Annotated in this window: 20 protein-coding genes; 6 read left to right on the plus strand and 14 right to left on the minus strand. The window is 60.6% G+C overall.

Features of this window, described 5'->3' with window-relative positions; translation table 11 throughout:
* Nucleotides 1–115 precede the first annotated feature (115 nt).
* A complete protein-coding gene (locus ACVI9W_RS12020; protein ID WP_461530090.1) occupies nt 116–1,876 on the minus strand; it encodes a cation:proton antiporter in 1,761 nt (586 codons plus the stop codon).
* A 322-nt stretch (nt 1,877–2,198) separates the two neighbouring features.
* On the opposite strand from ACVI9W_RS12020, the gene ACVI9W_RS12025 reads away from it, so the two are divergent.
* A complete protein-coding gene (locus tag ACVI9W_RS12025; RefSeq protein WP_461530091.1) occupies nt 2,199–2,684 on the plus strand; it encodes an acyl-CoA thioesterase in 486 nt (161 codons plus the stop codon).
* On the opposite strand, the gene pdxY is transcribed toward ACVI9W_RS12025, so the two are convergent.
* Nucleotides 2,681–3,553 carry a pyridoxal kinase PdxY gene (gene pdxY, locus ACVI9W_RS12030; RefSeq protein WP_461530092.1) on the minus strand — a complete coding sequence of 291 codons (873 nt, stop codon included), beginning with the start codon at nt 3,551–3,553 and terminating at the stop codon, nt 2,681–2,683. The genes ACVI9W_RS12025 and pdxY overlap by 4 nt on opposite strands.
* A gap of 118 nt (nt 3,554–3,671) precedes the next feature.
* On the opposite strand from pdxY, the gene ACVI9W_RS12035 reads away from it, so the two are divergent.
* Complete coding sequence (locus tag ACVI9W_RS12035; protein WP_038616037.1) at nt 3,672–4,064, plus strand: DUF3301 domain-containing protein; 393 nt, start codon at nt 3,672–3,674, stop codon at nt 4,062–4,064.
* Here the strand turns inward: ACVI9W_RS12035 and ACVI9W_RS12040 are convergent.
* The gene (locus ACVI9W_RS12040) at nt 4,061–5,032 is read right to left on the minus strand and encodes a CobW family GTP-binding protein (protein WP_461530093.1); all 972 of its coding nucleotides are present in this window, start codon (nt 5,030–5,032) and stop codon (nt 4,061–4,063) included. The genes ACVI9W_RS12035 and ACVI9W_RS12040 overlap by 4 nt on opposite strands.
* A gap of 55 nt (nt 5,033–5,087) precedes the next feature.
* A complete protein-coding gene (gene zigA / locus ACVI9W_RS12045; protein WP_461530094.1) occupies nt 5,088–6,296 on the minus strand; it encodes a zinc metallochaperone GTPase ZigA in 1,209 nt (402 codons plus the stop codon).
* Nucleotides 6,297–6,421: 125 nt separating this feature from the next.
* On the opposite strand from zigA, the gene ACVI9W_RS12050 reads away from it, so the two are divergent.
* Both ACVI9W_RS12050 and folE2 read left to right on the plus strand, forming a co-directional pair.
* Nucleotides 6,422–6,808, plus strand: coding sequence for a glutamine synthetase (locus ACVI9W_RS12050; protein WP_461530095.1), 387 nt, complete (start codon nt 6,422–6,424; stop codon nt 6,806–6,808).
* A 31-nt stretch (nt 6,809–6,839) separates the two neighbouring features.
* Entirely contained in the window at nt 6,840–7,727 is an 888-nt protein-coding gene (gene folE2 / locus ACVI9W_RS12055; RefSeq protein WP_461530096.1) for a GTP cyclohydrolase FolE2, read from the plus strand.
* Nucleotides 7,728–7,743: 16 nt separating this feature from the next.
* On the opposite strand, the gene ACVI9W_RS12060 is transcribed toward folE2, so the two are convergent.
* On the minus strand, nt 7,744–8,271 hold the full coding sequence (locus ACVI9W_RS12060) for a DUF3617 domain-containing protein (RefSeq protein WP_038616044.1): 528 nt from the start codon (nt 8,269–8,271) through the stop codon (nt 7,744–7,746).
* 127 nt (nt 8,272–8,398) lie between these two features.
* Here ACVI9W_RS12060 and cls point away from each other — a divergent pair, with 127 nt between their 5' ends.
* Nucleotides 8,399–9,838 (plus strand): cardiolipin synthase, encoded by a 1,440-nt coding sequence (cls, locus tag ACVI9W_RS12065; protein WP_461530097.1) that lies wholly within the window; start codon nt 8,399–8,401, stop codon nt 9,836–9,838.
* Between the two features lie 5 nt (nt 9,839–9,843).
* Here the strand turns inward: cls and cfaB are convergent, their stop codons facing one another.
* Nucleotides 9,844–11,028 carry a C17 cyclopropane fatty acid synthase CfaB gene (gene cfaB, locus ACVI9W_RS12070; RefSeq protein ID WP_461530098.1) on the minus strand — a complete coding sequence of 395 codons (1,185 nt, stop codon included), beginning with the start codon at nt 11,026–11,028 and terminating at the stop codon, nt 9,844–9,846.
* Nucleotides 11,029–11,237: 209 nt separating this feature from the next.
* On the opposite strand from cfaB, the gene lpdA reads away from it, so the two are divergent.
* The gene (lpdA, locus tag ACVI9W_RS12075) at nt 11,238–12,638 is read left to right on the plus strand and encodes a dihydrolipoyl dehydrogenase (RefSeq protein ID WP_461530099.1); all 1,401 of its coding nucleotides are present in this window, start codon (nt 11,238–11,240) and stop codon (nt 12,636–12,638) included.
* Nucleotides 12,639–12,640: 2 nt separating this feature from the next.
* Here lpdA and ACVI9W_RS12080 read toward each other — a convergent pair whose 3' ends face one another.
* The 8 genes from ACVI9W_RS12080 to benA all read right to left on the minus strand — a co-directional run bounded on the left by ACVI9W_RS12080 (nt 12,641) and on the right by benA (nt 20,075).
* Nucleotides 12,641–13,846, minus strand: coding sequence for a benzoate/H(+) symporter BenE family transporter (locus tag ACVI9W_RS12080; protein WP_461530100.1), 1,206 nt, complete (start codon nt 13,844–13,846; stop codon nt 12,641–12,643).
* A gap of 108 nt (nt 13,847–13,954) precedes the next feature.
* Complete coding sequence (catA, locus tag ACVI9W_RS12085) at nt 13,955–14,887, minus strand: catechol 1,2-dioxygenase (RefSeq protein ID WP_461530101.1); 933 nt, start codon at nt 14,885–14,887, stop codon at nt 13,955–13,957.
* 38 nt (nt 14,888–14,925) lie between these two features.
* Nucleotides 14,926–15,216 (minus strand): muconolactone Delta-isomerase, encoded by a 291-nt coding sequence (gene catC, locus ACVI9W_RS12090; protein WP_422421319.1) that lies wholly within the window; start codon nt 15,214–15,216, stop codon nt 14,926–14,928.
* An 11-nt stretch (nt 15,217–15,227) separates the two neighbouring features.
* Complete coding sequence (locus tag ACVI9W_RS12095; RefSeq protein WP_157190587.1) at nt 15,228–16,349, minus strand: muconate cycloisomerase family protein; 1,122 nt, start codon at nt 16,347–16,349, stop codon at nt 15,228–15,230.
* Nucleotides 16,350–16,367: 18 nt separating this feature from the next.
* Nucleotides 16,368–17,129, minus strand: a complete 762-nt coding sequence (locus tag ACVI9W_RS12100) for a 1,6-dihydroxycyclohexa-2,4-diene-1-carboxylate dehydrogenase (RefSeq protein WP_461530102.1) — start codon at nt 17,127–17,129, stop codon at nt 16,368–16,370.
* A gap of 66 nt (nt 17,130–17,195) precedes the next feature.
* Nucleotides 17,196–18,206, minus strand: coding sequence for a benzoate 1,2-dioxygenase electron transfer component BenC (gene benC, locus ACVI9W_RS12105; RefSeq protein WP_400173158.1), 1,011 nt, complete (start codon nt 18,204–18,206; stop codon nt 17,196–17,198).
* A gap of 25 nt (nt 18,207–18,231) precedes the next feature.
* Nucleotides 18,232–18,720, minus strand: coding sequence for a benzoate 1,2-dioxygenase small subunit (gene benB / locus ACVI9W_RS12110; protein WP_038616069.1), 489 nt, complete (start codon nt 18,718–18,720; stop codon nt 18,232–18,234).
* Nucleotides 18,717–20,075, minus strand: coding sequence for a benzoate 1,2-dioxygenase large subunit (benA, locus tag ACVI9W_RS12115; RefSeq protein ID WP_038616071.1), 1,359 nt, complete (start codon nt 20,073–20,075; stop codon nt 18,717–18,719). Before benA ends, benB begins: the two co-directional genes overlap by 4 nt.
* Nucleotides 20,076–20,180 lie beyond the last annotated feature (105 nt).

The following is a 20,180-nucleotide window of genomic DNA, read 5'->3' on the forward strand; positions in this document are numbered from 1 at the left end:
TTAGCCATTAATGTTCGTAGAATCGCCATGCCTTCCTGTGCGTGGCGATTTGCTACCGCTCCATCCCCTCGGACATTCGAATCGTCTCGTGCAGGAAGCGTCTTTCCCCGTCACCCTAGGGGTGATTCTCCTGATGATTGTCCAGCGTCTCCAGCAACGCGATCTGCATGCGTGTGTGCACGCGGATGAGCCAGCGCCAGAGCAACGCCGCCACACCCGCCGCCACCACCACAATCAGCACCAGCAATTCGCTGGTCGGCAGAATGCTCGCCGAAAGTGCCGACAACAGCAGAAAGATCACCAGCAGCGACAACAGCGGAATGACCTCGGCAATCACCCGGCGCACCCGTTGGGTATGGCGCCCGGCCATTTCCGGCTTGACGCCCATCTCGGCCAACAGCATCGACAGTGCCTTGAGCTTGCGATAGGCGGCAATCAGGAACGGTAGCGACAGCAGCAATGCTGCACCCCAGATCAGTGCCTTCTGCTGGCCTACGTCGCTGATCCATTCCCCCAGGTGTTCGCCGATGCGCGCAGCGAAATAGCCGCCACTGAAAAAGATCGCTACCACCAGTGCCAGGTTCACCCCCACCTGCAGCAGGATGCGCCGGATCATCGAAGCCAGTAACGCGCCCTCGCCGTGAGGCTGGATACTGCGCAGCCACTCGCCGTACAGCGACAACACCCGTGCCAGGCGGCGCGGGACGACCTTGGCAAGCTTCAGCGACAAAGGATCGGCGCCACGGATCAGATAAGGCGTGAGCAGCGTGGTGATGGCCGATACGGCTACCGCGACCGGATAAAGGAAGTCGCTGGTGACCTGCAGGGTCATGCCCAGCGCCGCGATGATGAAGGAGAACTCGCCAATTTGAGACAGCCCCATCCCTACCCGTAGCGAGGTGCGTCCGTCATTGCCAGCGATAAATGCCCCCATGCCACAGGACAGCATCTTGCCCAGCACCACGGCCACGGTGATGACCACGATCGGCCAGGCATATTCGACCAGCACCAGCGGGTCGATCATCATGCCGATGGCGACAAAGAAAATCGCACTGAACAGGTCGCGAACCGGTTCAATCAGCCGCTCGATTTTCAGCAACTGTCGCGATTCGGCCATGATTGCACCGATCAGGAAAGCCCCCAGCACCATGCTGTACTCGAGTTTGACCACCAGCAGACAGAAGCCGAAACACAGGCCCAGCACGGTGATCAGCAGCATCTCGTTGCTTTCGAAACGTGCGACGTAGGCCAGCAGCCGCGGCACCAGCAGAATGCCGATGACCAGCGCCACGATCATGAACAGCGACAGCTTGCCGACGGTGGAAAACACTTCGCCGGAACTGACCGAGCCACTGACGGCGATCCCCGAGAGCAAGGCGATAATGCCGATACCGAGAATATCCTCGACGATCAGCACGCCGAAGATCAGTTGGGCAAAGCGCTCGTTCTTCATTTTCAGGTCGTTGAGCGCCTTGACGATGATGGTGGTCGAGGAAATCGCCAGAATCGCTCCCAGAAATAGCGAATCCATGGTGCTCCAACCGAACCAGCGACCGATCTCGAAGCCGATCCAGATCATCAGCACGATTTCCAGGAACGCCGCGATAAACGCCGTGGCGCCGACCTTGAACAACTTGCGCAGGCTGAACTCCAGGCCCAGGCAGAACATCAGGAAGATTACCCCGAGCTCGGCGAGGGTCTTGATCGTGTCTTCGTCGTGGATCAGGCCAAACGGTGGGGTATGCGGGCCGATGATAAAGCCGGCGACGATGTAACCCAGCACCACCGGCTGTTTGAAACGGTGAAAGAGGATGGTGACCACACCCGCAACCAGCATGATCACTGCCAAGTCCTGGATAAAGCTTATGGCATGCACGGCGTGGTACTCCTTACCTTGAGACGAAGGGCAAACCGCTACTCATCCCAGGAATAGACTGATTGAGTTGCGGGTACATAGTGTTTTTAATGTAGAAAACCCACCTTGCATGGGCCTCCTCAGGTTAACACTGCCGCCTGTCGCGCAAAGCCGGTGCAATAAGTGGAAACAGATCGACCAAATCAACGCCGCAAATGGCACAAACAGCGTGACGGCAAGGCCGCTGTCAGCGTCCCGTCTTTAGATGGGAATCGTAATAGGGGAAAGAAGCGTGAATACCAGTCGCCACCCCGCCTCAGCGCAACCTAACCGTGAGCACACTATGGAACCTGGAAACGCCCAGCTGTCGATGACCGTCCTGATGACCCCGGACATGGCCAACTTTTCTGGCAACGTTCATGGCGGCACACTGCTGAAATACCTCGATGAAGTCGCTTATGCCTGCGCCAGCCGCTATGCCGGGCGTTATGTGGTGACCCTGTCGGTAGACCAGGTGGTCTTTCGCGAGCCGGTACATGTCGGCGAGCTGGTGACCTTTCTTGCCTCGGTCAACTACACCGGTAACACCTCGATGGAAGTCGGCATCAAGGTGGTCACCGAAAACATTCGCGAGCGTTCGGTACGCCACAGCAACAGCTGTTTTTTCACCATGGTCGCCGTCGATGACGACCGCAAGCCTGTAGCGGTACCGCCGCGCCAGCCGGAAAGCAGCGAAGAAAAGCGCCGCTTCCTGCAAGGCAAGCAGCGCCGGCAGATTCGCCAGGAGCTGGAAAAACGCTACCAGGAGCTCAAGAGCGACACGCTTTAACAGCTCAGGCGCCGAGCCTCGAAGCGCACCCGTGGATGCACGATGCGGTCCTGGGCCCGCACCAGCTCGAGTTCGTAGCTGGCGCAGGCCTGGGTTTCAAGCAGCACTTCATGCACCGCGGCGGCGGTGAATTCGAACGCTGCCAGGCAGCTATCGCCCAGCAGCAGGCGCGCCAGGAACAGCCCTGACGTCAGGTCGCCCACGCCCACGGGTTGACGCGGGAAGGCCAGCAGCGGCCGGCGTAGGTGCCAGCTGCCTTCGGCGGTGACCAACAGCATCTCGAAATCTTCCGCCCCGCGTCCGGGATAAGCCAGGTGCTTGACCAGTACCGCTTTCGGCCCACGTTCCAGCAGGCTGCGAGCCATGGTCACGCAATCTTCCAGGGACTGCGGCCGGCGATCACAGAAACTGTCCAGTTCCAGCTGGTTCGGGCACAGCACATCAGCAGCCGCCAACGCTTCTTCAAGCAGAAAGCGGCTGACTTCGGCCGGTACGATGCAGCCCTTTTCCGGATGGCCCATGACCGGGTCACACAGGTACAAGGCCTTGGGGTTGGCCGCCTTGATCCGCGCTACGCCACTGAGGATCGCGCGTCCCTGCTCGGCGCTGCCCATATAGCCGGACAACACCGCATCGCAATTGCCCAACTCGCCGATCGCGGCAATGCCCTCGACCAGTGCGGGAATTTGAGCAGGCGCAAGCACTTCTCCCGTCCACTGGCCATACTGAGTGTGATTGGAGAACTGCACGGTATTGAGTGCCCAGACATTCACACCGACCCGCTGCATCGGGAACACTGCCGCGCCATTACCGGCATGGCCGAAAACTACATGGGACTGGATGGCGAGCAGATGCGGCGTACGTTTCATGCAAGACTTCCGAAGCAGTGAATTGAAAGACAAGACGCGCAGTATGGCGTCAAATGCCACCTGTACGACAGAGCGGGGAGGCAGTTAAGCTGAGCGTACTTCGTTGGAGTAAATGTAAATGCTGACCCTGGGTAATCTCTCCGTGCTGATGCTGCTGGCTACAGCTGGCGCCTGGCTGTGGCACAACCACGGATTGCGTGAAAAGGCCCTGGAACGGGTCAAGCAGCACTGTGCAAAACTCGATCTGGAACTGCTCGATGGCAACGTGGCGCTCAAACGCATCGGTTTTGTCCGCGACGCCCAGGGTCGCAAGCGCCTGGCCCGTGTGTACAACTTCGAGTTCACCGTCACCGGTGAGCAGCGCCACCCGGGCACTGTCACCCAGTTTGGTGCCCATAGCATGCAGATCGAACTGGCGCCCTACCCGTTCGAAATCAAACCGGCACAGCATGCTGACAACGTCATCGAAATGAATCAGTGGCGCCAGGACCATAACCGCTGGCGTAACTAGAGCCGGCAAGCCTGCATGGCTTGCTGCAGCAGCTTTTGATCCTGTGCGCTGGTGAAAATCAGCTCGATGCGCGAGTCTCGACGCCATTCGCTGGGTTGCCAGTGCAGATCGCCCTGCCCGCCTACCGCGTTGATCGACTGCCAACCTTGCGGGCTGTGGATAACCAGTTTGGCCCGGCGCCAGTCGAAGTCACGCAACAACTGTTCGAGACGCGAGCGTTCAAACTTCTGCTGCGGATGCCAGCGCCAACCGATACTCCAGCCCTCCGTAGCATCCTGAATGCTGCAAATCGGCTCCTGTGGATTTATCCACAGGGCCGCCGTAGGTCCGGCTGCATTGGGCAAAACCAGCTTATCCACAGACGCGGTTTCACCCGGTGCAAACACCTGGGTGGGCAACTCCGATAACGGCAATCGCCCCTGCTCGGTCCAGTACAGCGACTGACGGGGCAGCTGTGAAGTTATCCACAAGCGCTTTTCATCATCCAGCCCTTGGGATTTATTCAGCACCAGCAGGCCTGCGCCGGCCAACGCGTCCTGCTGCGCCTCAGGTAAAGCGCTGCCCGCTGCAAGTTGCTCGGCATCCAGCACCATGACCGCTGGTTGTACAGCCAATACCCCACGCCATGGCGACTGCCGAAGTTGCTCCAGCAATTGCAGTGGATGCCCCAACCCCGAAGGTTCGATAAACAACCGGTGCGGTTTGGCTTTGCGCAGTAAACGCCCCAGGCCGACCTGAAAAGGCGCACCGTTGACGCAACACAGACAACCACCCGCCACCTCGCCCATAGCGATACCCTGATCATCGGTGCTCAGCAACGCCGCATCCAGGCCGATCTGACCGAACTCATTGATCAGAATGGCCCAGCGCTCGTTTACCGGTCGCTGGGCCATCAGCTGACGGATAAGGCTGGTTTTGCCGGCCCCTAAAGGTCCGGCAATAACGTGGGTAGGGATGTTCTGCAGCATATGACGTTAGCGGTCCTGGATTTTCATCACTATGCCTTGAAATCAGTCCATTGCGTCAAGCCGCCTCTTCGTCATGCCAGGGGCCGAAAGGATCCGCCAGTTGGCACCAGCTTTCGGCGCCTTCAGCCATTTCCGCGTCGCTCAGCAGGCAGGCGTCCAGCTCGGCCTTCAGCTGGGTGAAGTCAATGTTCTGACCGATGAACACCAGCTCCTGACGGCAATCACCACATTCGGCCGTCCAGTTGTTGAGGATTGCTGCCGTACTCTGTTCATCTTGCGGCCAGTGCTGACGCGGCACAAAGCGCCACCAGCGTCCGGCAAAACCGTAACGCATCATGCCCCCGGCCTGCGACCAGCTGCCGGCCTCCTGATGCTTGCTGGCCAACCAGAAGAACCCTTTCGAGCGCAGCAAGCGGCCATTACTCCACGCGCTGTGGATAAAGTCGAAGAAGCGTTGCGGATGCAGCGGTCGACGGGCTTGCCAAGTGCTGGCGGCAATACCGTACTCCTCGGTTTCCGGCACATGCTCACCGCGCAGTTCCTGCAGCCATCCCGGGGCCTGAGCGGCACGCTCGAAATCGAACAGGCCGGTATTGAGGATCGACGCCAAAGGCACCTGGCCCATGAGCATCGGTACGATCCGCGCATGGGCATTGAGGCTGCGCAGGATGGCGCAGAGTTCTTCGCGCTCATGGCTGCTGATCAGGTCGATCTTGCTGAGCAGGATCACATCGGCAAACTCCACTTGTTCGATCAGCAGGTCGCTGATCGAGCGCTGGTCGTCCTCGCCAAGGGTTTCGCCATGACTGGCCAGGCTTTCAGCCGCCTGGTAATCGCGCAGGAAATTCAACCCGTCGACCACCGTGACCATGGTGTCCAGCCGCGCCTGATCCGCCAGGCTGCGGCCTTGCTCATCACGGAAGGTAAATGTCTCGGCAACCGGTAGCGGTTCGGAGATGCCGGTGGACTCGATCAGCAGGTAGTCAAAGCGGCCCTCGCGCGCCAGCCGGCCAACCTCTTCAAGCAAGTCCTCACGCAGGGTGCAGCAGATGCAGCCGTTGCTCATCTCCACCAGTTTTTCTTCAGCGCGGTTGAGGCTGACATTGCGTTGCACCTCGCTGGCATCGATGTTGATTTCACTCATGTCGTTGACGATCACTGCCACCCGCAGGTTCTCGCGGTTGCGCAGGACATGGTTGAGCAGGGTGCTTTTGCCGGCACCCAGAAAGCCGGAAAGCACGGTGACGGGAAGGCGGTTGGGCATGGTCAGATCCTCATCGGGGCAGGCGCATTCGAACGATGCATTGCGCAATGTTATATTATAACAATACAATCTCGCCAAGCTGCTTCGCCTGAACTCGACCGAAGGCCCCTCGAAGGACGCCAAAAATGAAACTGTTGTGCCTGTCTGCCACTGCCCTGTTGCTGCTGTGCCTGCCTGTTGCAGCCGTGGCTGTTCCACTGAGCAAAGGCTTGGCGCTGTGCACCCGTAGCGCCACCTTGCTGGCGTGTGGTGATGCGCAAGGCAATTACTACAGCGTGCGCAGCGAGGGCAGCACGACGTATCTGCGCGGTTATGAAGTACAAGGACGGCGGCTATGGACACAAACCAATAGCCGCTACGGGCAACTGACGTTCTACACCGGCCTGGCCAGTGACGGTGAAACCTGGGTGGGTTACAGCCGCAAAGTCGGCTGGACCACTTTCAATCGGGTGTCCAGCTCCAGCGGTCAGCGCTTCAACCTGCGCTGCAATCGCCTGAGCGGCTGCCAGTAATCACTCTCGCCAAACAGAATACGAGCTGCCCATGACTGCCCTGACGCTTCCTGATATTGCCGCGCAAGCCATTCACACCTCCTTGCCCCTGGACTGGGTTGGCATGTGCAACATTGCTTTGCCGGTGTTGTTTGATGGCAGCACCTTGCGTGCAAGTGCCGACGCGGGCGTCAGCCTGGACGATGGCAGCTCACGCGGTATCCACATGTCACGCTTGTATCTGGCACTGGAGGTGTTCGAACAGCAGCCTTTAACACCTCAGCTCATTCACCAGGTGCTGGATACTTTTCTGGAAAGCCACGCAGGAATATCCGCAGGCGCCTACTTGAATTTGCGCTTCGAACTCATGCTCAAACGTCCGGCATTGATCAGCCCGTTGGCGGGGTGGAAAGCCTATCCAGTCAGCCTTTCTGCACAGCTAAAAGACGAAGTGTTCCACGTGGAACTAAAAGTACAGCTGGATTACTCCTCCACCTGCCCTTGCTCTGCTGCCCTGGCCAGGCAACTGATTCAACAGCAATTCCTCACCGATTTCGGCAACCGTAGCCTCAGCCATGAGGCTGTACTCGACTGGTTGGGCAGCGCCCAGGGTGTGGTGGCAACACCTCACAGCCAACGTAGTGTGGCGCAATTGCAGATACGTTTGAAGCAAGGGGTCAGCGAGCTGCCGATCAAGGCACTGATCGATCAGGCGGAGACGGCACTCGGCACCGCCGTGCAGACTGCGGTGAAGCGCGCAGACGAACAAGCCTTTGCCTTGGCCAACGGTCAGAACCTGATGTTCTGTGAAGACGCCGCTCGCCGTCTGCACCTGGCCCTGCAACACCTGACCTGGTTGAGCGGCTTCAGCCTGCGCGTGGAACATGCAGAGAGTCTGCATGCCCACGATGCGGTTGCTCACAGCCAGTGGCACTGGTAACGCAGTTCAAGGTGCTTTAGGTTCGCGGCTTGACGCTACCGCAATCGTCGCCCAACCAAACGGCACGCGTGTTCATGCTGCCTTGTTGCTGGACACCCGAAGCATTGAAGGTGCCGTTCACCGTGGTGGTGAACTCTTTATCACTCTGGAATGTGGCTACCCCATTACCCTGCGCTTTCGGGCAGCTGAAAGTGAACTTCCAGACATTGCCCGTGCGCTCGGTAATCTTCTGGGCACAACCGGACTTCGGGTCTTGCAGCGGGATATCGTTGGTCTTGACCTGCTCAGGCGTCAGGCACGAGCGCACGCCCTGACCGGCGACACTGATCCCCTGCTTGGCCAGGCCGCCTTCAATCATCGCCCGCTGCTCGGGCGGCAGGTTCTTCAGCTGGCCGAGCATGAAGCCCATGTCCGGCAGCGCCTTGCCATCGACCTGCATGTTGCTGGTGGTCAGCTCCCACAACCCCGGTTGCAACATCTGCGCATGCACCAACGGGCTCGATACACCCAGGACCAATGCCAGCATTGGCAGACGACTTTTCATGTAATGACTCCTCGAAACTCCAGCCCCAAGCTGGAACACAGCTTAGACGTCAATTTGCCCTTTCGGTTGCAAGTACCGTGCGGAACATGCTCTGTTAGACGCAGTGCCATTGGACAGCAGGATGCATATGGATTACCACAGCCCCTACTTCTTCGGTTACCTGATCGGTGCCCTGCACTTGCTTGGTGCCATCGCCGCCATGCATGCGGTACTCACCGTGCGCACTGCCCAGGGTGCAATTGCCTGGGCCTTGTCGCTGCTGTTTATCCCCTACTTCACTTTGATCCCTTACCTGGTATTTGGCAGTCGTACCTTCGACGCCTACATCCAGGCGCGACGCCAGGCCAACCGCGAAATGCATGTGGCCATGGCCGACCTCAACTGGCGACCATGGGTCGATGAAGCGCTGGCAGCACGCAACTCCGAATCCTATGGCGCACTTCGGGCCATGCCCAGGTTGGGGCGGATGCCGTGTCTGGCGAACAACCAGGTGCGCCTGCTGATCGACGGCAAGGCAACTTTCGACGCGATCTTTGCCGCCATCGAGCAAGCACGTGACACGGTGCTGGTGCAGTTCTTCATCATCCATGACGACAAGCTGGGGCGTGCCTTGCAAGCCCTGCTGCTGAAGAAAGCCGCCGAAGGGGTAAACATCTATGTGCTGTACGACCGGGTCGGCAGCCACGCCCTGCCCGCCAGCTACAGTCAAAAACTGCGCGACGGTGGTGTGAACATCCGCGCCTTCGCCACGCGCCGTGGTTGGTTCAACCGCTTCCAGGTCAACTTCCGCAACCACCGCAAGATCGTCGTGGTCGATGGCGTGCAGGGTTTTCTCGGCGGGCACAACGTCGGCGACGAGTACCTGGGCGAAAAGCCCAGGCTCTCACCCTGGCGCGATACCCATGTGCAAGTCAGCGGCCCGGTGCTGGCCTGCCTGCAGGAATCTTTTGCCGAGGACTGGTTCTGGGCCGCACGCAAACTGCCACCGCTGATCCTGCCGGACACCTACCCCGAAGATGGCGTGCTCTGTCAGGTACTGGCCAGTGGTCCGGCCGACCCTCAGGAAACCTGCTCGCTGTTCTTCGTCGAAGCCATCCATTCGGCAAGGGAGCGGCTGTGGATCACCAGCCCCTACTTCATTCCTGATGAAGCGGTGGCTGCCGCACTACGCCTGGCCGTATTTCGCGGAGTGGATGTACGTATCCTTTTGCCGTCGCGTGCGGACCATCGCATCGTCTATGCGGCATCCAGCCTCTATGCCTTCGAAGCGGTGCGCGCCGGGGTAAGGATGTTCCGCTATGGTCCGGGCTTCCTGCACCAGAAGGTGGTGCTGATCGACAACGAGATCAGCGCCATCGGCAGCGCCAACCTCGACAACCGTTCGTTCCGCCTGAACTTTGAAGTGATGCTGCTGACGGTCGATCGCGCCTTCGCCGATCAGGTCGAAGCCATGCTCATCCATGACTTCGACCAGGCCAGGGAGATCAGTGCCGAGGACAGCCAGGACACCCACCGCCTACAACTATTGGGCATGCGTATCGCCCGGCTGATTTCACCGATTCTCTAATCACCTCAGCGATAGAGGTCCTCGCGGGTCAGCGGCAGGTCATGATGGCCGTCGGCATAAGGTTTGACCGCGAGGATCTGGTGCAGGTTGATCCAGCCCTTGGCGAAGGCGTAAGAACAGCCAGCCAGGTACAGGCGCCAGATCCGCAGGGCCTTTTCCGGCACCAGCGTCGAGGCTGCTTGTAACTGGTTTTCCAGGCGGTCGCTCCAGTGCTTGAGCGTGCGCGCGTAGTGCAGGCGCAGGCTCTCGACATCAACAATCTCAAGACCGGCATGGCTGATGCTGGCAGCGATCATCGACAAGTGCGGCAGCTCGCCGTGAGGGAACACATAGCGCCCAATGAAACTACCCGCGCCCCGCCCTACCGGGCGCCCATCAATATGTTTGGCGGTGATGCCGTGGTTCATCACCAGACCACCTTCGCGCACGGCACCGAACAGACGCTCAGAGTACAGCGCCAGGTTGGCATGGCCGACATGCTCGAACATGCCGACACTGACCACCTTGTCGAAGCGGCCATCCTGAGGAATGTCGCGGTAGTCGAGAATCTGCAGCTTCACCTGGTTTTGCAGACCTTCGTCCTTGACCCGTTGGCGACCGAGCTTGAGCTGCTCTTTGCTCAGGGTGATGCCTAACACCTTGGCGCCAAACTCCCGGGCGGCAAAGCGCGACAACCCACCCCAACCACACCCGACATCGAGCAGGTAGTCCCCCTTCTGCAAGCGCAGCTTGCGGCACAGGTGCTCGAACTTGTTCTGCTGGGCCTGCTCCAGAGTGTCCTGCTCGGTTTTGAAGTACGCGCAGGAATAGGCCATGTCGCGGTCCAGCCACAGCTGGTAGAAATCGTTGGACAGGTCGTAGTGATAGGAAATCGCCGCCGCGTCAGTTTCCTTGTCATGCTCGCTGCGTACTGGCTGGTCATCGACTTCATGCTTGAGCAAGGCTTCGCTGAGCTCATCGCAAACCCGGATCACCTCACCGATGGTGCCCTCCAGTTCCAGCTTGCCTTCGACAAAGGCGGCGCCGAGTTCTTCCAGGCTTGGATGGGCCAGTTGGGTGATCAACTGCGGATCCTTGACCAGGATGGTGACCTGCGGTTTAGGCCCCAGATCGAACTCATGGCCATCCCACAGCTTCAGGCGCAGGGGTAATCGCAGGCTTTGCAGAACGGGCGGAAGTTGCGCAAGCATGAAATGAGCCTCCCTTTTTCATCGGACGTCACCGCCAAAGGGTAGTTCATCTGTCGGAAGTTTCAGCCTATCGCGACCATAGTCTGAAGCTGTCGCCCCCATTCCAGACCCTTTTTGGGAAATCGAAGCGCACGATTGATTGTATACAATCACTTGCCTGGCAGACTAATCTTGGCGCCATTGTCGATTCTTCATCCTGGAGTACAACAATGAAAACCTATGATGTGGTGATCATCGGCGGCGGCCCGGGCGGTTACAACGCCGCAATCCGCGCCGGTCAGCTGGGCATGAGCGTGGCCTGTGTGGAAGGCCGCTCGACCCTGGGCGGCACCTGCCTGAATGTCGGTTGCATGCCGTCCAAGGCACTGCTGCATGCCTCGGAGCTGTATGAAGCGGCGGTGGGCAGCGAGTTCGCCAACCTGGGTATCGAGGTCAAACCGACCTTGAACCTCGCCCAGATGATGAAGCAGAAAGACGAAAGCGTGACCGGCCTGACCAAGGGCATCGAGTTCCTGTTCCGCAAGAACAAGGTCGACTGGATCAAGGGCTGGGGCCAGATCGCAGGCCCGGGCCGGGTCAATGTCAGTGCCGAGGACGGCAGCATCACTGAGCTGCAGGCCAAGGACATCGTCATCGCCACCGGCTCCGAGCCAACCCCGCTACCGGGTGTGACCATCGACAACCAACGCATCATCGACTCAACTGGCGCCCTGTCGCTGCCCAGCGTGCCCAAGCACCTGGTGGTGATCGGTGCTGGCGTGATCGGCCTGGAGCTGGGTTCGGTATGGCGGCGCCTGGGGAGTCAGGTCACCGTGATCGAATACCTTGACCGCATCTGTCCGGGCACCGACGAAGAGACCGCCAAAACTCTGCAACGCGCGCTGGCCAAGCAAGGCATCAGTTTCAAGCTGGGCAGCAAGGTCACTCAGGCCACCGCCTCGGCGGAGGGTGTCAGCCTGAGCCTGGAGCCTGCCGCAGGTGGTGCCAGTGAAAGCCTGCAAGCGGACTACGTGCTGGTGGCTATCGGCCGTCGTCCGTATACCAAAGGTCTGGGCCTGGAAAATGTCGGCCTGGAAACCGACAAGCGCGGCATGCTCGCCAATGAGCACCACCGCTCCGCAGTGCCGGGAATCTGGGTTATCGGTGACGTCACCTCCGGCCCGATGCTCGCGCACAAGGCCGAAGACGAAGCGGTGGCCTGCATCGAGCGGATCGCCGGCAAGGCCCATGAGGTCAACTACAACCTCATCCCCGGGGTGATCTACACCCGTCCGGAACTGGCCAGCGTCGGCAAGACCGAAGAGCAGCTCAAGGCCGAAGGACGTGCCTACAAGGTCGGCAAGTTTCCCTTCACCGCCAACAGCCGGGCCAAGATCAACCACGAGACCGAAGGCTTCGCCAAGGTCCTGGCCGACGCCAACACCGACGAGGTGCTCGGCGTGCACCTGGTCGGCCCGAGCGTCAGTGAGATGATCGGCGAGTTCTGCGTGGCTATGGAGTTCTCGGCTTCGGCCGAAGACATCGCCCTGACCTGCCACCCGCACCCGACCCGTTCCGAAGCCTTGCGCCAGGCGGCGATGAACGTCGAAGGCATGGCCATGCAGATCTGACTTCAGTCAGCCTGCACCCCTGCCCTGCTCACCTGTGGCGCTGGTCGCCGCAGGTGCAGCAGCAGGTGCGCGAACAAGCCGAAGATCAGCCCCCAGAAAGCCGCCGACAAACCGAGGAATGACATCCCCGAAGCCGTCACCAGGAAGGTGATCAACGCTGCCTCGCGGTCACTCGGCACACTCATCGCCCCGGCCAGCGCTCCACCAATCGCACCAAACAAGGCCAGCCCGGCCAACGCTGCGATCAAGGCTGCCGGAAAGGCTGTGAACAGTGACACCAGCGTCGCCCCGAACACCCCCAGCAGCAAATACAACACGCCACCACAGACACCCGCCCAATAGCGTTTGCGCGAATCGTCATGTGCTTCGCGGCCAGTGCAGATGGCCGCCGTGATCGCTGCCAGATTCAGGCCGTGGCAACCGAACGGCGCCAGCATCAGACTGGTCAGCGCGTTACTGGCGATGATCGGGCTGGCCGGGGTTTGATAGCCATCGTTACGCAACACGGCGATGCCTGGCACGAACTGCCCGGTCAACGCCACCATCACCAGCGGCAGGCTGATGCTCAACACAGCATTCCAACTGAATGCCGGCGTGGTCCACACCGGCGTGGCCAGGCCCACCACCAGCGCCGAGCTGTTCATTTCGCCGCTGAACACGGCAATGCTTACCCCGCACACCAGCACCGCCAACACTGCGTAGCGTGGAGCGATGCGCTTGAACACCAGGTAACTGACGAACATCGCCAGCACCAGCAGCGGTTGCGATTTCAATGAAGTGAACAAGCCGGTACCGAAGCTGAACAGGATACCCGCCAGCATCGCCGCGGAGATGGCTGGCGGCAGCTTGCCGACAATGCGGTCAAAGGCGCCCGACAGGCCGACGAGCAGGATCACCAGGTTGGCGACAATGTAGGCACCGACCGCCTCGGCAAAAGCGATGTCCGGCAACAGCGCCACCAGCAGGGCCGAGCCCGGTGCCGACCAGGCAATCACCAACGGCACCTTGAAGCGCAGGCTGAGCACCACGCCGAGCACACCGCTGCCGATGGAAATGGCCCAGACCCACGAAGACAGTTCAGCCGCCGACAGCTGTGCGCTGTGGGCGGCCTGGAAGATGATCACCAAGGGGCCTGCGTAGGAAATCAGGGTGGCGATGAAGCCGGCGACCAAGGCAGAGAGGGAGAAGTCCTGGAGTATTGTTTTCATTGGATTGTCCAGTGAGTGGCTTCTGAAAAGCATCGCGGGGCAAGCCCACTCCCACAGTCTTGTTACCTGTGGGAGCGGGCTTGCCCCGCGATGGATTCAACCCGGTCCTCAGACGTCTTGCAACGCCCGCGGCCGCTTGCTGCGTGCTTCACTCGCAGGCTTGGGTGCACTGAGCAACTGGAAGCTGAAGTCCATTTCGGCGAAACGCCCTTCTACACCGCGAGCATCGGCGGCGGCCGCATCCTCGACAAAGCGCAGCTCGCCGATCAGGCCGTCACGGGTGGCATAGGCAAAGTCGTCCCACAGGTACTGATCACCGGCCAGGTTGATCTGGGTGGTCAGGTGACGATACCCCGGTGCGGAAATGAAGAAGTGGATATGCGCCGGACGATTGCCGTGACGACCCAACTGGTCGAGCAGCTCCTGGGTCGGCCCGTCCGCAGGGCAGCCATAACCCGACGGCACGATACTGCGCGCGCGGTAGCGGCCTTCGGCATCGGTGACGATACGCCGGCGCAGGTTGTAGTCCGACTGGGTGCTGTCGAAGTACGAATAGGTGCCCTGGGTGTTGGCATGCCACAGGTCCACCACGGCGCCAGCCACCGGCTGGCCCTGCTCGTCCAGGACACGACCCTGGAGGAACATCACCGTGCCCGGATCCAGGCCGTCGTCCATCCGTACTTCGCCTTCGGCCATCGGTGCGCCGGCTACATACAGCGGCCCTTCGATGGTGCGCGGAGTACCGCCGCTGATGCCGGCTTCGGCATCCTGGGCATCCAGTTGCAGGTCCAGGTAGTGTTCGACGCCCAGCCCGGCCACCAGCAGGCCGGCTTCCTGGCGCGAACCCAGGCGGTTGAGGTAATCCACCGCCTTCCAGAATTCATCGGGGGTGACTTGCAGGTCTTCGATGATGCGGGCCACGTCGTTGACGATCCGGTTGGTCACCAGCTTCATGCGCGGGCTACCCAGGTCGTTGTTCAGGCCACTGACTTCTTCGAAGAATTTCTGGACATCGGCAGTGTGAGCAATCTTCACGGTCATGATATGTACCTCGAATTGTTGTTATCGGCGTTACGCGTTCAACGGTCGTCGCTGTGGATCGATGACGGGTGGCGGCACAGGCCATCGATCTCGATGTCCATGTAGGGGAACAGCGGCAGCTGCATCAGGGTGTCGTGCAGCGCCTCGACGCTGGGCAGGTCGAACACGCTGTAGTTGGCGTAGTGCCCGGCAATGCGCCACAGGTGGCGCCAGCTGCCGTCGCGTTGCAGCCGCTGGGCCAGTTCCTTTTCGTCGGCCTTGAGCGTTGCGGCTTTGGCCGGGTCCATGTCCAGGGGCAGGTTCACGGTCATTTTCACGTGGAACAACATGGCATCTCTCCTTACTTGCGGCTGAAGAACGCCAGGCGCTCTTCGTCCAGGGTCAGGCCCAGGCCCGGGGTGCGTGGTACGTGCAGGGCGAAGTCGCGATACACCGGCGCTTCGTTGACGATCTCTTCGGTCAGCAGCAGCGGGCCGAACAGTTCGGTGTGCCAGGTCAGTTTGTTCAGGGTGACAAAGGCATGGGCGGCGGCCAGGGTGCCGATCGAACCTTCGAGCATGGTTCCACCGTACAGGGCGATACCGGCGGCTTCGGCAATCTGCGCAGTGCGCAACACGGCACGCGGGCCGCCGTTCTTGGCGATCTTCAGGGCGAAGATACTGGCGGCACCGTCGGCAGCCAGGCTGAAAGCGTCCTCGACGCTTTCGATCGATTCATCGGCCATGATCGGTGCCGGGCTGCGCTGGTTCAGCCGCACTTGACCGGCGCGGTTGATGCGCGAGATCGGCTGTTCGACCAGATCGATACCGTTGTCGCCCAGCACCTGGCAGGCGCGAATCGCCTGGGACTCGTCCCAGTACTGATTGACGTCGACCCGCACGCTGGCGCGGTCGCCCAGTGCGCGTTTGATCGCGATCACATGGTTGAGGTCGTGGCTGACTTCGTTGGAACCAATCTTCAGCTTGAAGATACGGTGACGGCGCAAGTCGAGCATCTGCTCGGCCTCGGCGATGTCGCGCGCGGTGTCGCCACTGGCCAGGGTCCAGGCCACTTCCAGACTGTCGCGTACACGCCCGCCAAGCAGTTCGCTGACGGCCAGGCCCTGGCGCTTGCCCTGGGCATCGAGCAAGGCGCTTTCGATTCCGGAGCGGGCGAAGGTGTTGCCCTTGATGACCTTGTCCAGACGCTGCATCGCCGCATTGATATTGCTGGCATCCTGGCCGATCAGCAGCGGCGCGAAGTAGCTGTCGATGTTCTGCTTGATGCTTTCCGGGCTTTCGTTACCGTAGGCCAGACCACCGATGGTGGTGGACTCACCGAGGCCCTCGATGCCATCCGAGCACTGCAGGCGGATGATCACCAGGGTCTGCTTTTGCATGGTGTGCATCGCCAGCTTGTGCGGGCGAATGGTGGGCAGGTCGACGATCAGCGTCGAGATGCGTTCAATCAAAGGATGACTCATCGAGATCTCCAGGGGCGCTCAGCCGAGGTCGCCGCCGCCAACCGGCAACACCGTGCCGGTGATGTAGGAAGCCTCGTCGGAGGCCAGAAAGAGAATCGCGCCAACCTGCTCATCGAGGTTGCCGTAGCGTTTCATCAGGCTGCTGTCGAGGGTCTGGTCAACGATCTGCTGGTACCAGACTTTCTCGTCGCTGCTCTGTTCGGCGCTGTTGCGTGGCACCCGGCGTGGTGGTGCTTCGGTGCCACCGGGTGCCGTGGCATTGACCCGTACACCACGGCCGGCGGTTTCGAAGGCCAGGCAGGCGGTCAGTGCATTCACGCCGCCTTTGGCGGCGCCATAGGGCACGCGGTTGACACTGCGCGTGGCGATCGAGGAAACGTTGACGATGGCGCCGCTGCCCTGCTCAAGCATGTAGGGCAGCGCCGCGTGGCAGCACCACAGGGTGGGGAACAACGAGCGACGCACTTCGGCTTCGATCTGCGCCGCTTCGTAGTGCTCGAAAGGCTTGGCCCAGATGGTGCCGCCAACGTTGTTGACCAGCACATCGAGGCGACCGAAACGTTCCACTGCTGCCGCCATCACCCGGTTGCAATCACCGTACTGCTCCAGGTCCGCGGTCAGAGTCAGTACGCCTTCGCCTTGCAGCTCGTGGACCAGTTCTGAGCGGTCCACCGCCACCAGGGTCGCGCCCTCTTCGAGCAGGCGCTCGCACAGCCGGCGGCCGATGCCCTGCGCCGCGCCGGTAATCAGCGCGACCTTGTTGTCGAATCTGTTGTTCATGACAACCTCGAATAAAAAAGGGACCGACCGTACCCGCACGATGCGCCCGGCCCCATAAAAACGGCTTCAGGCAGCGGCAGCGGCGAATTTTTCGTAGTAGAAGTTCGCCGGAGTGATGCCCTGTTCGCGGATGTACTGGCTGACCGCTTCGACCATCGGCGGCGGGCCGCACAGGTAGACATCGACATCGCCTTCGTTGAGGTGGCGCGGCTCGATGTGCTGGGTGACGTAACCTTTGAGCGGGTGCTGACTCTCGGGGTTGGCCACGCAGGCGCTGTAACTGAAGTTGGGGATGCGCGCAGCCAGCGCTTGCAGGCGGTCAAGCTCAACCAGGTCGAAGTCGTTGGTCACGCCGTAGATCAGGTGCAGCGGATGCTCGCTGCCCTCCTCGGCGATCTTTTCCAGCATCGCGGTGAACGGCGCCAGCCCGGTACCGCCCGCCAGCAACAGCAATGGCCGGCGGATTTCACGCAGGTAGAAGCTGCCCAACGGGCCAGCCAGGGTCATGTTGTCGCCAGCCTTGGCCAGACCTGTGAGGAAGCTGCTCATCAGGCCGCCCGGCACGTTGCGGATCAGGAAGCTGACCTCGCCGTCCTTTTGCAGCGAGCTGAAGGAGTAAGCACGGGTCTGCTCGCTGCCAGGCACGCCGAGGTTGACGTACTGCCCGGGCAGGAAGGCCAGGCGGCTCAGGGCATCGCCCTTGATCGACAGGGCAATGGTGCTATCGGACAGCTGGCGCACCGCGCTGATGCTGGCCTGGTAGCTGGACTGCTCGGTCTTGCACACTTGCGATGAGGCTGGAATGCGTACCACGCAGTCGCTTTCAGCGCGCATCTGGCAGGTCAGTACATAACCCTGGGCGGCTTCTTCCTCGCTCAAGGCGTCTTCGATGTATTCCTGGCCCAGGTCGTAACGACCGGCCTCGGCAAAGCACTTGCAGGTACCGCAGGCGCCATCACGGCAGTCCAGCGGGATGTTGATGCCCTGACGGTAGGCGGCGTCGGCCACGGTTTCGTCAGCAGTGGCGTCAATGAAACGGGTAACCCCGTCTTCGAAATTCAAGGCGATCTTGTGCATGGCACACCTCGCAGAAAAGCTGGATTCAGATGTGGTAAACGTCGATGACCTGACGCACGTAGTCGTTCTTGAGCACTACCTTCTTGGCCTTGATCAGCGGCCGTTCGCCGCGCACATCAAGGGTGTAGAAACTGGTGCCGAAGTGACTGTCCACTGTCTTGTAGCGAAAGCTCAGGGTGTGCCAGTTGAAGCGCACCTTGCAGACGCCATCGTTCTGTTCCAGCAGTTCGATGTTGCTGATGTTGTGCGAGGTCCGGGTGTCGGGCATGGTCGCACTGGAGCGTTCGGTCTTGATCCGGAACACCCGGTCTTCCAGACCGCCACGGTTGCCGTACCAGATCAGCGAGATTTCCCGTTGCGGATCTTCGGTGAGCTGGTCGTTGTCGTCCCAGGCCGGCATCCAGAAGGTCGCGTCGGCGGCGTAGCACTCCAGCCAGTTGTCCCACTGGCTGTCGTCCAGATAACGCGCTTCTTCGTAGAGGAAGTCGCGCACTTGCTCGAAGGAAATGCTCATTGCACGGCCTCTACCGGGATCAGCTGTTGCTCGTCGGCGAGGGCCTTGAGCATGGTTTCCTGCCAGTACTTGTGTTGCAGCACGAACAGGCCTTCGTCTTCGGTACGCACACCGCTCATTTGCGGATGCAGGTCGATTTCCTGGGCAGCGGCATCGGCACCGTCGACCCAGTGGGTTGCCCCGCGGGACATGTCGTTCCAGCCACGCCCGCCCTGGTAACCCATCTGGCACGAACGGAATTCTTCGAGGTCGTCCGGAGTGGCCATGCCACTGACGTTGAAGAAGTCCTCGTACTGACGGATGCGCTGGGACCGGGCCTCGGCGCTCTCGCCCTTGGGCGCGATGCAGTAGATGGTGATCTCGGTCTTGTCCACGGCGATCGGCCGGGCAATACGGATCTGCGAGCTGAACTGGTCCATCAGGTACACGTTCGGGTACAGGCACAGGTTGCGCGAGTTCTCGATCATCCAGTTAGCGCGGGCCTGGCCGAAGTCGGCGGCCAGCTCGTCACGGCGCTCGAACAGTGGACGGTCCTCAGGGTTGGCCCAACGGGTCCAGAGCAGCAGGTGACCTTTGTCGAAGGAGTAGAAACCACCACCGCTCTTGGCCCAGCCGCCAGCGCTCATGGTTTTCACTTCGCTGCCCGCCTCGCGCTGCTTGCGCTGGTTCTGGGTAGCGGCGTAGTTCCAGTGCACGGCACTGACGTGGTAGCCGTCGGCACCGTTCTCGGCGGTCAGTTTCCAGTTGCCTTCGTAGATGTAGGAGGACGAACCGCGCAGCACTTCCAGGCCTTCTGGCGACTGATCGACGATCATGTCGATGATCTTCGCCGACTCGCCCAGATGCTCGACCAGCGGGACCACGTCCGGGTTCAGGCTGCCAAACAGGAAACCGCGATAGGACTCGAAACGGGCAACCTTGGTCAGGTCATGGGAGCCTTCACAGTTGAAGCTCGCCGGGTAGCCGGCATCGACCGGATCCTTGACCTTGAGCAGCTTGCCGGAGTTGTTGAAGGTCCAGCCGTGGAACGGGCAGGTGTAAGACGAGCGGTTACCGCTCTTGTGCCGGCAGAGCATCGCACCGCGGTGGCTGCAGGCATTGAGGAAAGCATTGAGCACCCCGTCCTTGTTGCGCGCGATGAAAATCGGCTGGCGCCCCATGGTGGTGGTGAGGAAGTCGTTCTTTTCAGGAATCTGGCTTTCGTGGGCAAGGTACAGCCAGTTGCCCTCGAAGATGTGTTTCATCTCAAGATCGAACAGACGGGGGTCGGTGAACATCTCGCGCTTGCAGCGAAAGACGCCCTTCTCCTGATCTTCTTCAAGCAGGGAATTAAGGTAATCGAATCCCAGGGACATGGCCGGGGCCTCCGTTGTTATTGTGGTCAGGCCATGTCAGGTTAGGGAGCGAGGGGCACGGCAAATATCCGCTTTGTGCAGACCTTTATCCGTTTTCTGCAAAGT

Source organism: Pseudomonas sp. 210_17 TE3656 (genome assembly GCF_054821965.1).

Bases quoted from the DNA above. Each gene is read 5' to 3' on its own strand.
- benB (WP_038616069.1), bottom strand. From the start codon at position 18,720: ATGAGCATTTCCTTCGAGCAAGTGCGCGACTTCCTCTACGAAGAAGCG.
- pdxY (WP_461530092.1), bottom strand. From the start codon at position 3,553: ATGAAACGTACGCCGCATCTGCTCGCCATCCAGTCCCATGTAGTTTTC.
- ACVI9W_RS12035 (WP_038616037.1), top strand. From the start codon at position 3,672: ATGCTGACCCTGGGTAATCTCTCCGTGCTGATGCTGCTGGCTACAGCT.
- ACVI9W_RS12025 (WP_461530091.1), top strand. From the start codon at position 2,199: ATGGAACCTGGAAACGCCCAGCTGTCGATGACCGTCCTGATGACCCCG.
- cfaB (WP_461530098.1), bottom strand. From the start codon at position 11,028: ATGCTTGCGCAACTTCCGCCCGTTCTGCAAAGCCTGCGATTACCCCTG.
- cls (WP_461530097.1), top strand. From the start codon at position 8,399: ATGGATTACCACAGCCCCTACTTCTTCGGTTACCTGATCGGTGCCCTG.
- catC (WP_422421319.1), bottom strand. From the start codon at position 15,216: ATGTTGTTCCACGTGAAAATGACCGTGAACCTGCCCCTGGACATGGAC.
- zigA (WP_461530094.1), bottom strand. From the start codon at position 6,296: ATGCCCAACCGCCTTCCCGTCACCGTGCTTTCCGGCTTTCTGGGTGCC.
- lpdA (WP_461530099.1), top strand. From the start codon at position 11,238: ATGAAAACCTATGATGTGGTGATCATCGGCGGCGGCCCGGGCGGTTAC.
- benA (WP_038616071.1), bottom strand. From the start codon at position 20,075: ATGTCCCTGGGATTCGATTACCTTAATTCCCTGCTTGAAGAAGATCAG.
- catA (WP_461530101.1), bottom strand. From the start codon at position 14,887: ATGACCGTGAAGATTGCTCACACTGCCGATGTCCAGAAATTCTTCGAA.
- ACVI9W_RS12100 (WP_461530102.1), bottom strand. From the start codon at position 17,129: ATGAACAACAGATTCGACAACAAGGTCGCGCTGATTACCGGCGCGGCG.
- benC (WP_400173158.1), bottom strand. From the start codon at position 18,206: ATGCACAAGATCGCCTTGAATTTCGAAGACGGGGTTACCCGTTTCATT.
- ACVI9W_RS12095 (WP_157190587.1), bottom strand. From the start codon at position 16,349: ATGAGTCATCCTTTGATTGAACGCATCTCGACGCTGATCGTCGACCTG.
- folE2 (WP_461530096.1), top strand. From the start codon at position 6,840: ATGACTGCCCTGACGCTTCCTGATATTGCCGCGCAAGCCATTCACACC.
- ACVI9W_RS12080 (WP_461530100.1), bottom strand. From the start codon at position 13,846: ATGAAAACAATACTCCAGGACTTCTCCCTCTCTGCCTTGGTCGCCGGC.
- ACVI9W_RS12040 (WP_461530093.1), bottom strand. From the start codon at position 5,032: ATGCTGCAGAACATCCCTACCCACGTTATTGCCGGACCTTTAGGGGCC.
- ACVI9W_RS12060 (WP_038616044.1), bottom strand. From the start codon at position 8,271: ATGAAAAGTCGTCTGCCAATGCTGGCATTGGTCCTGGGTGTATCGAGC.
- ACVI9W_RS12050 (WP_461530095.1), top strand. From the start codon at position 6,422: ATGAAACTGTTGTGCCTGTCTGCCACTGCCCTGTTGCTGCTGTGCCTG.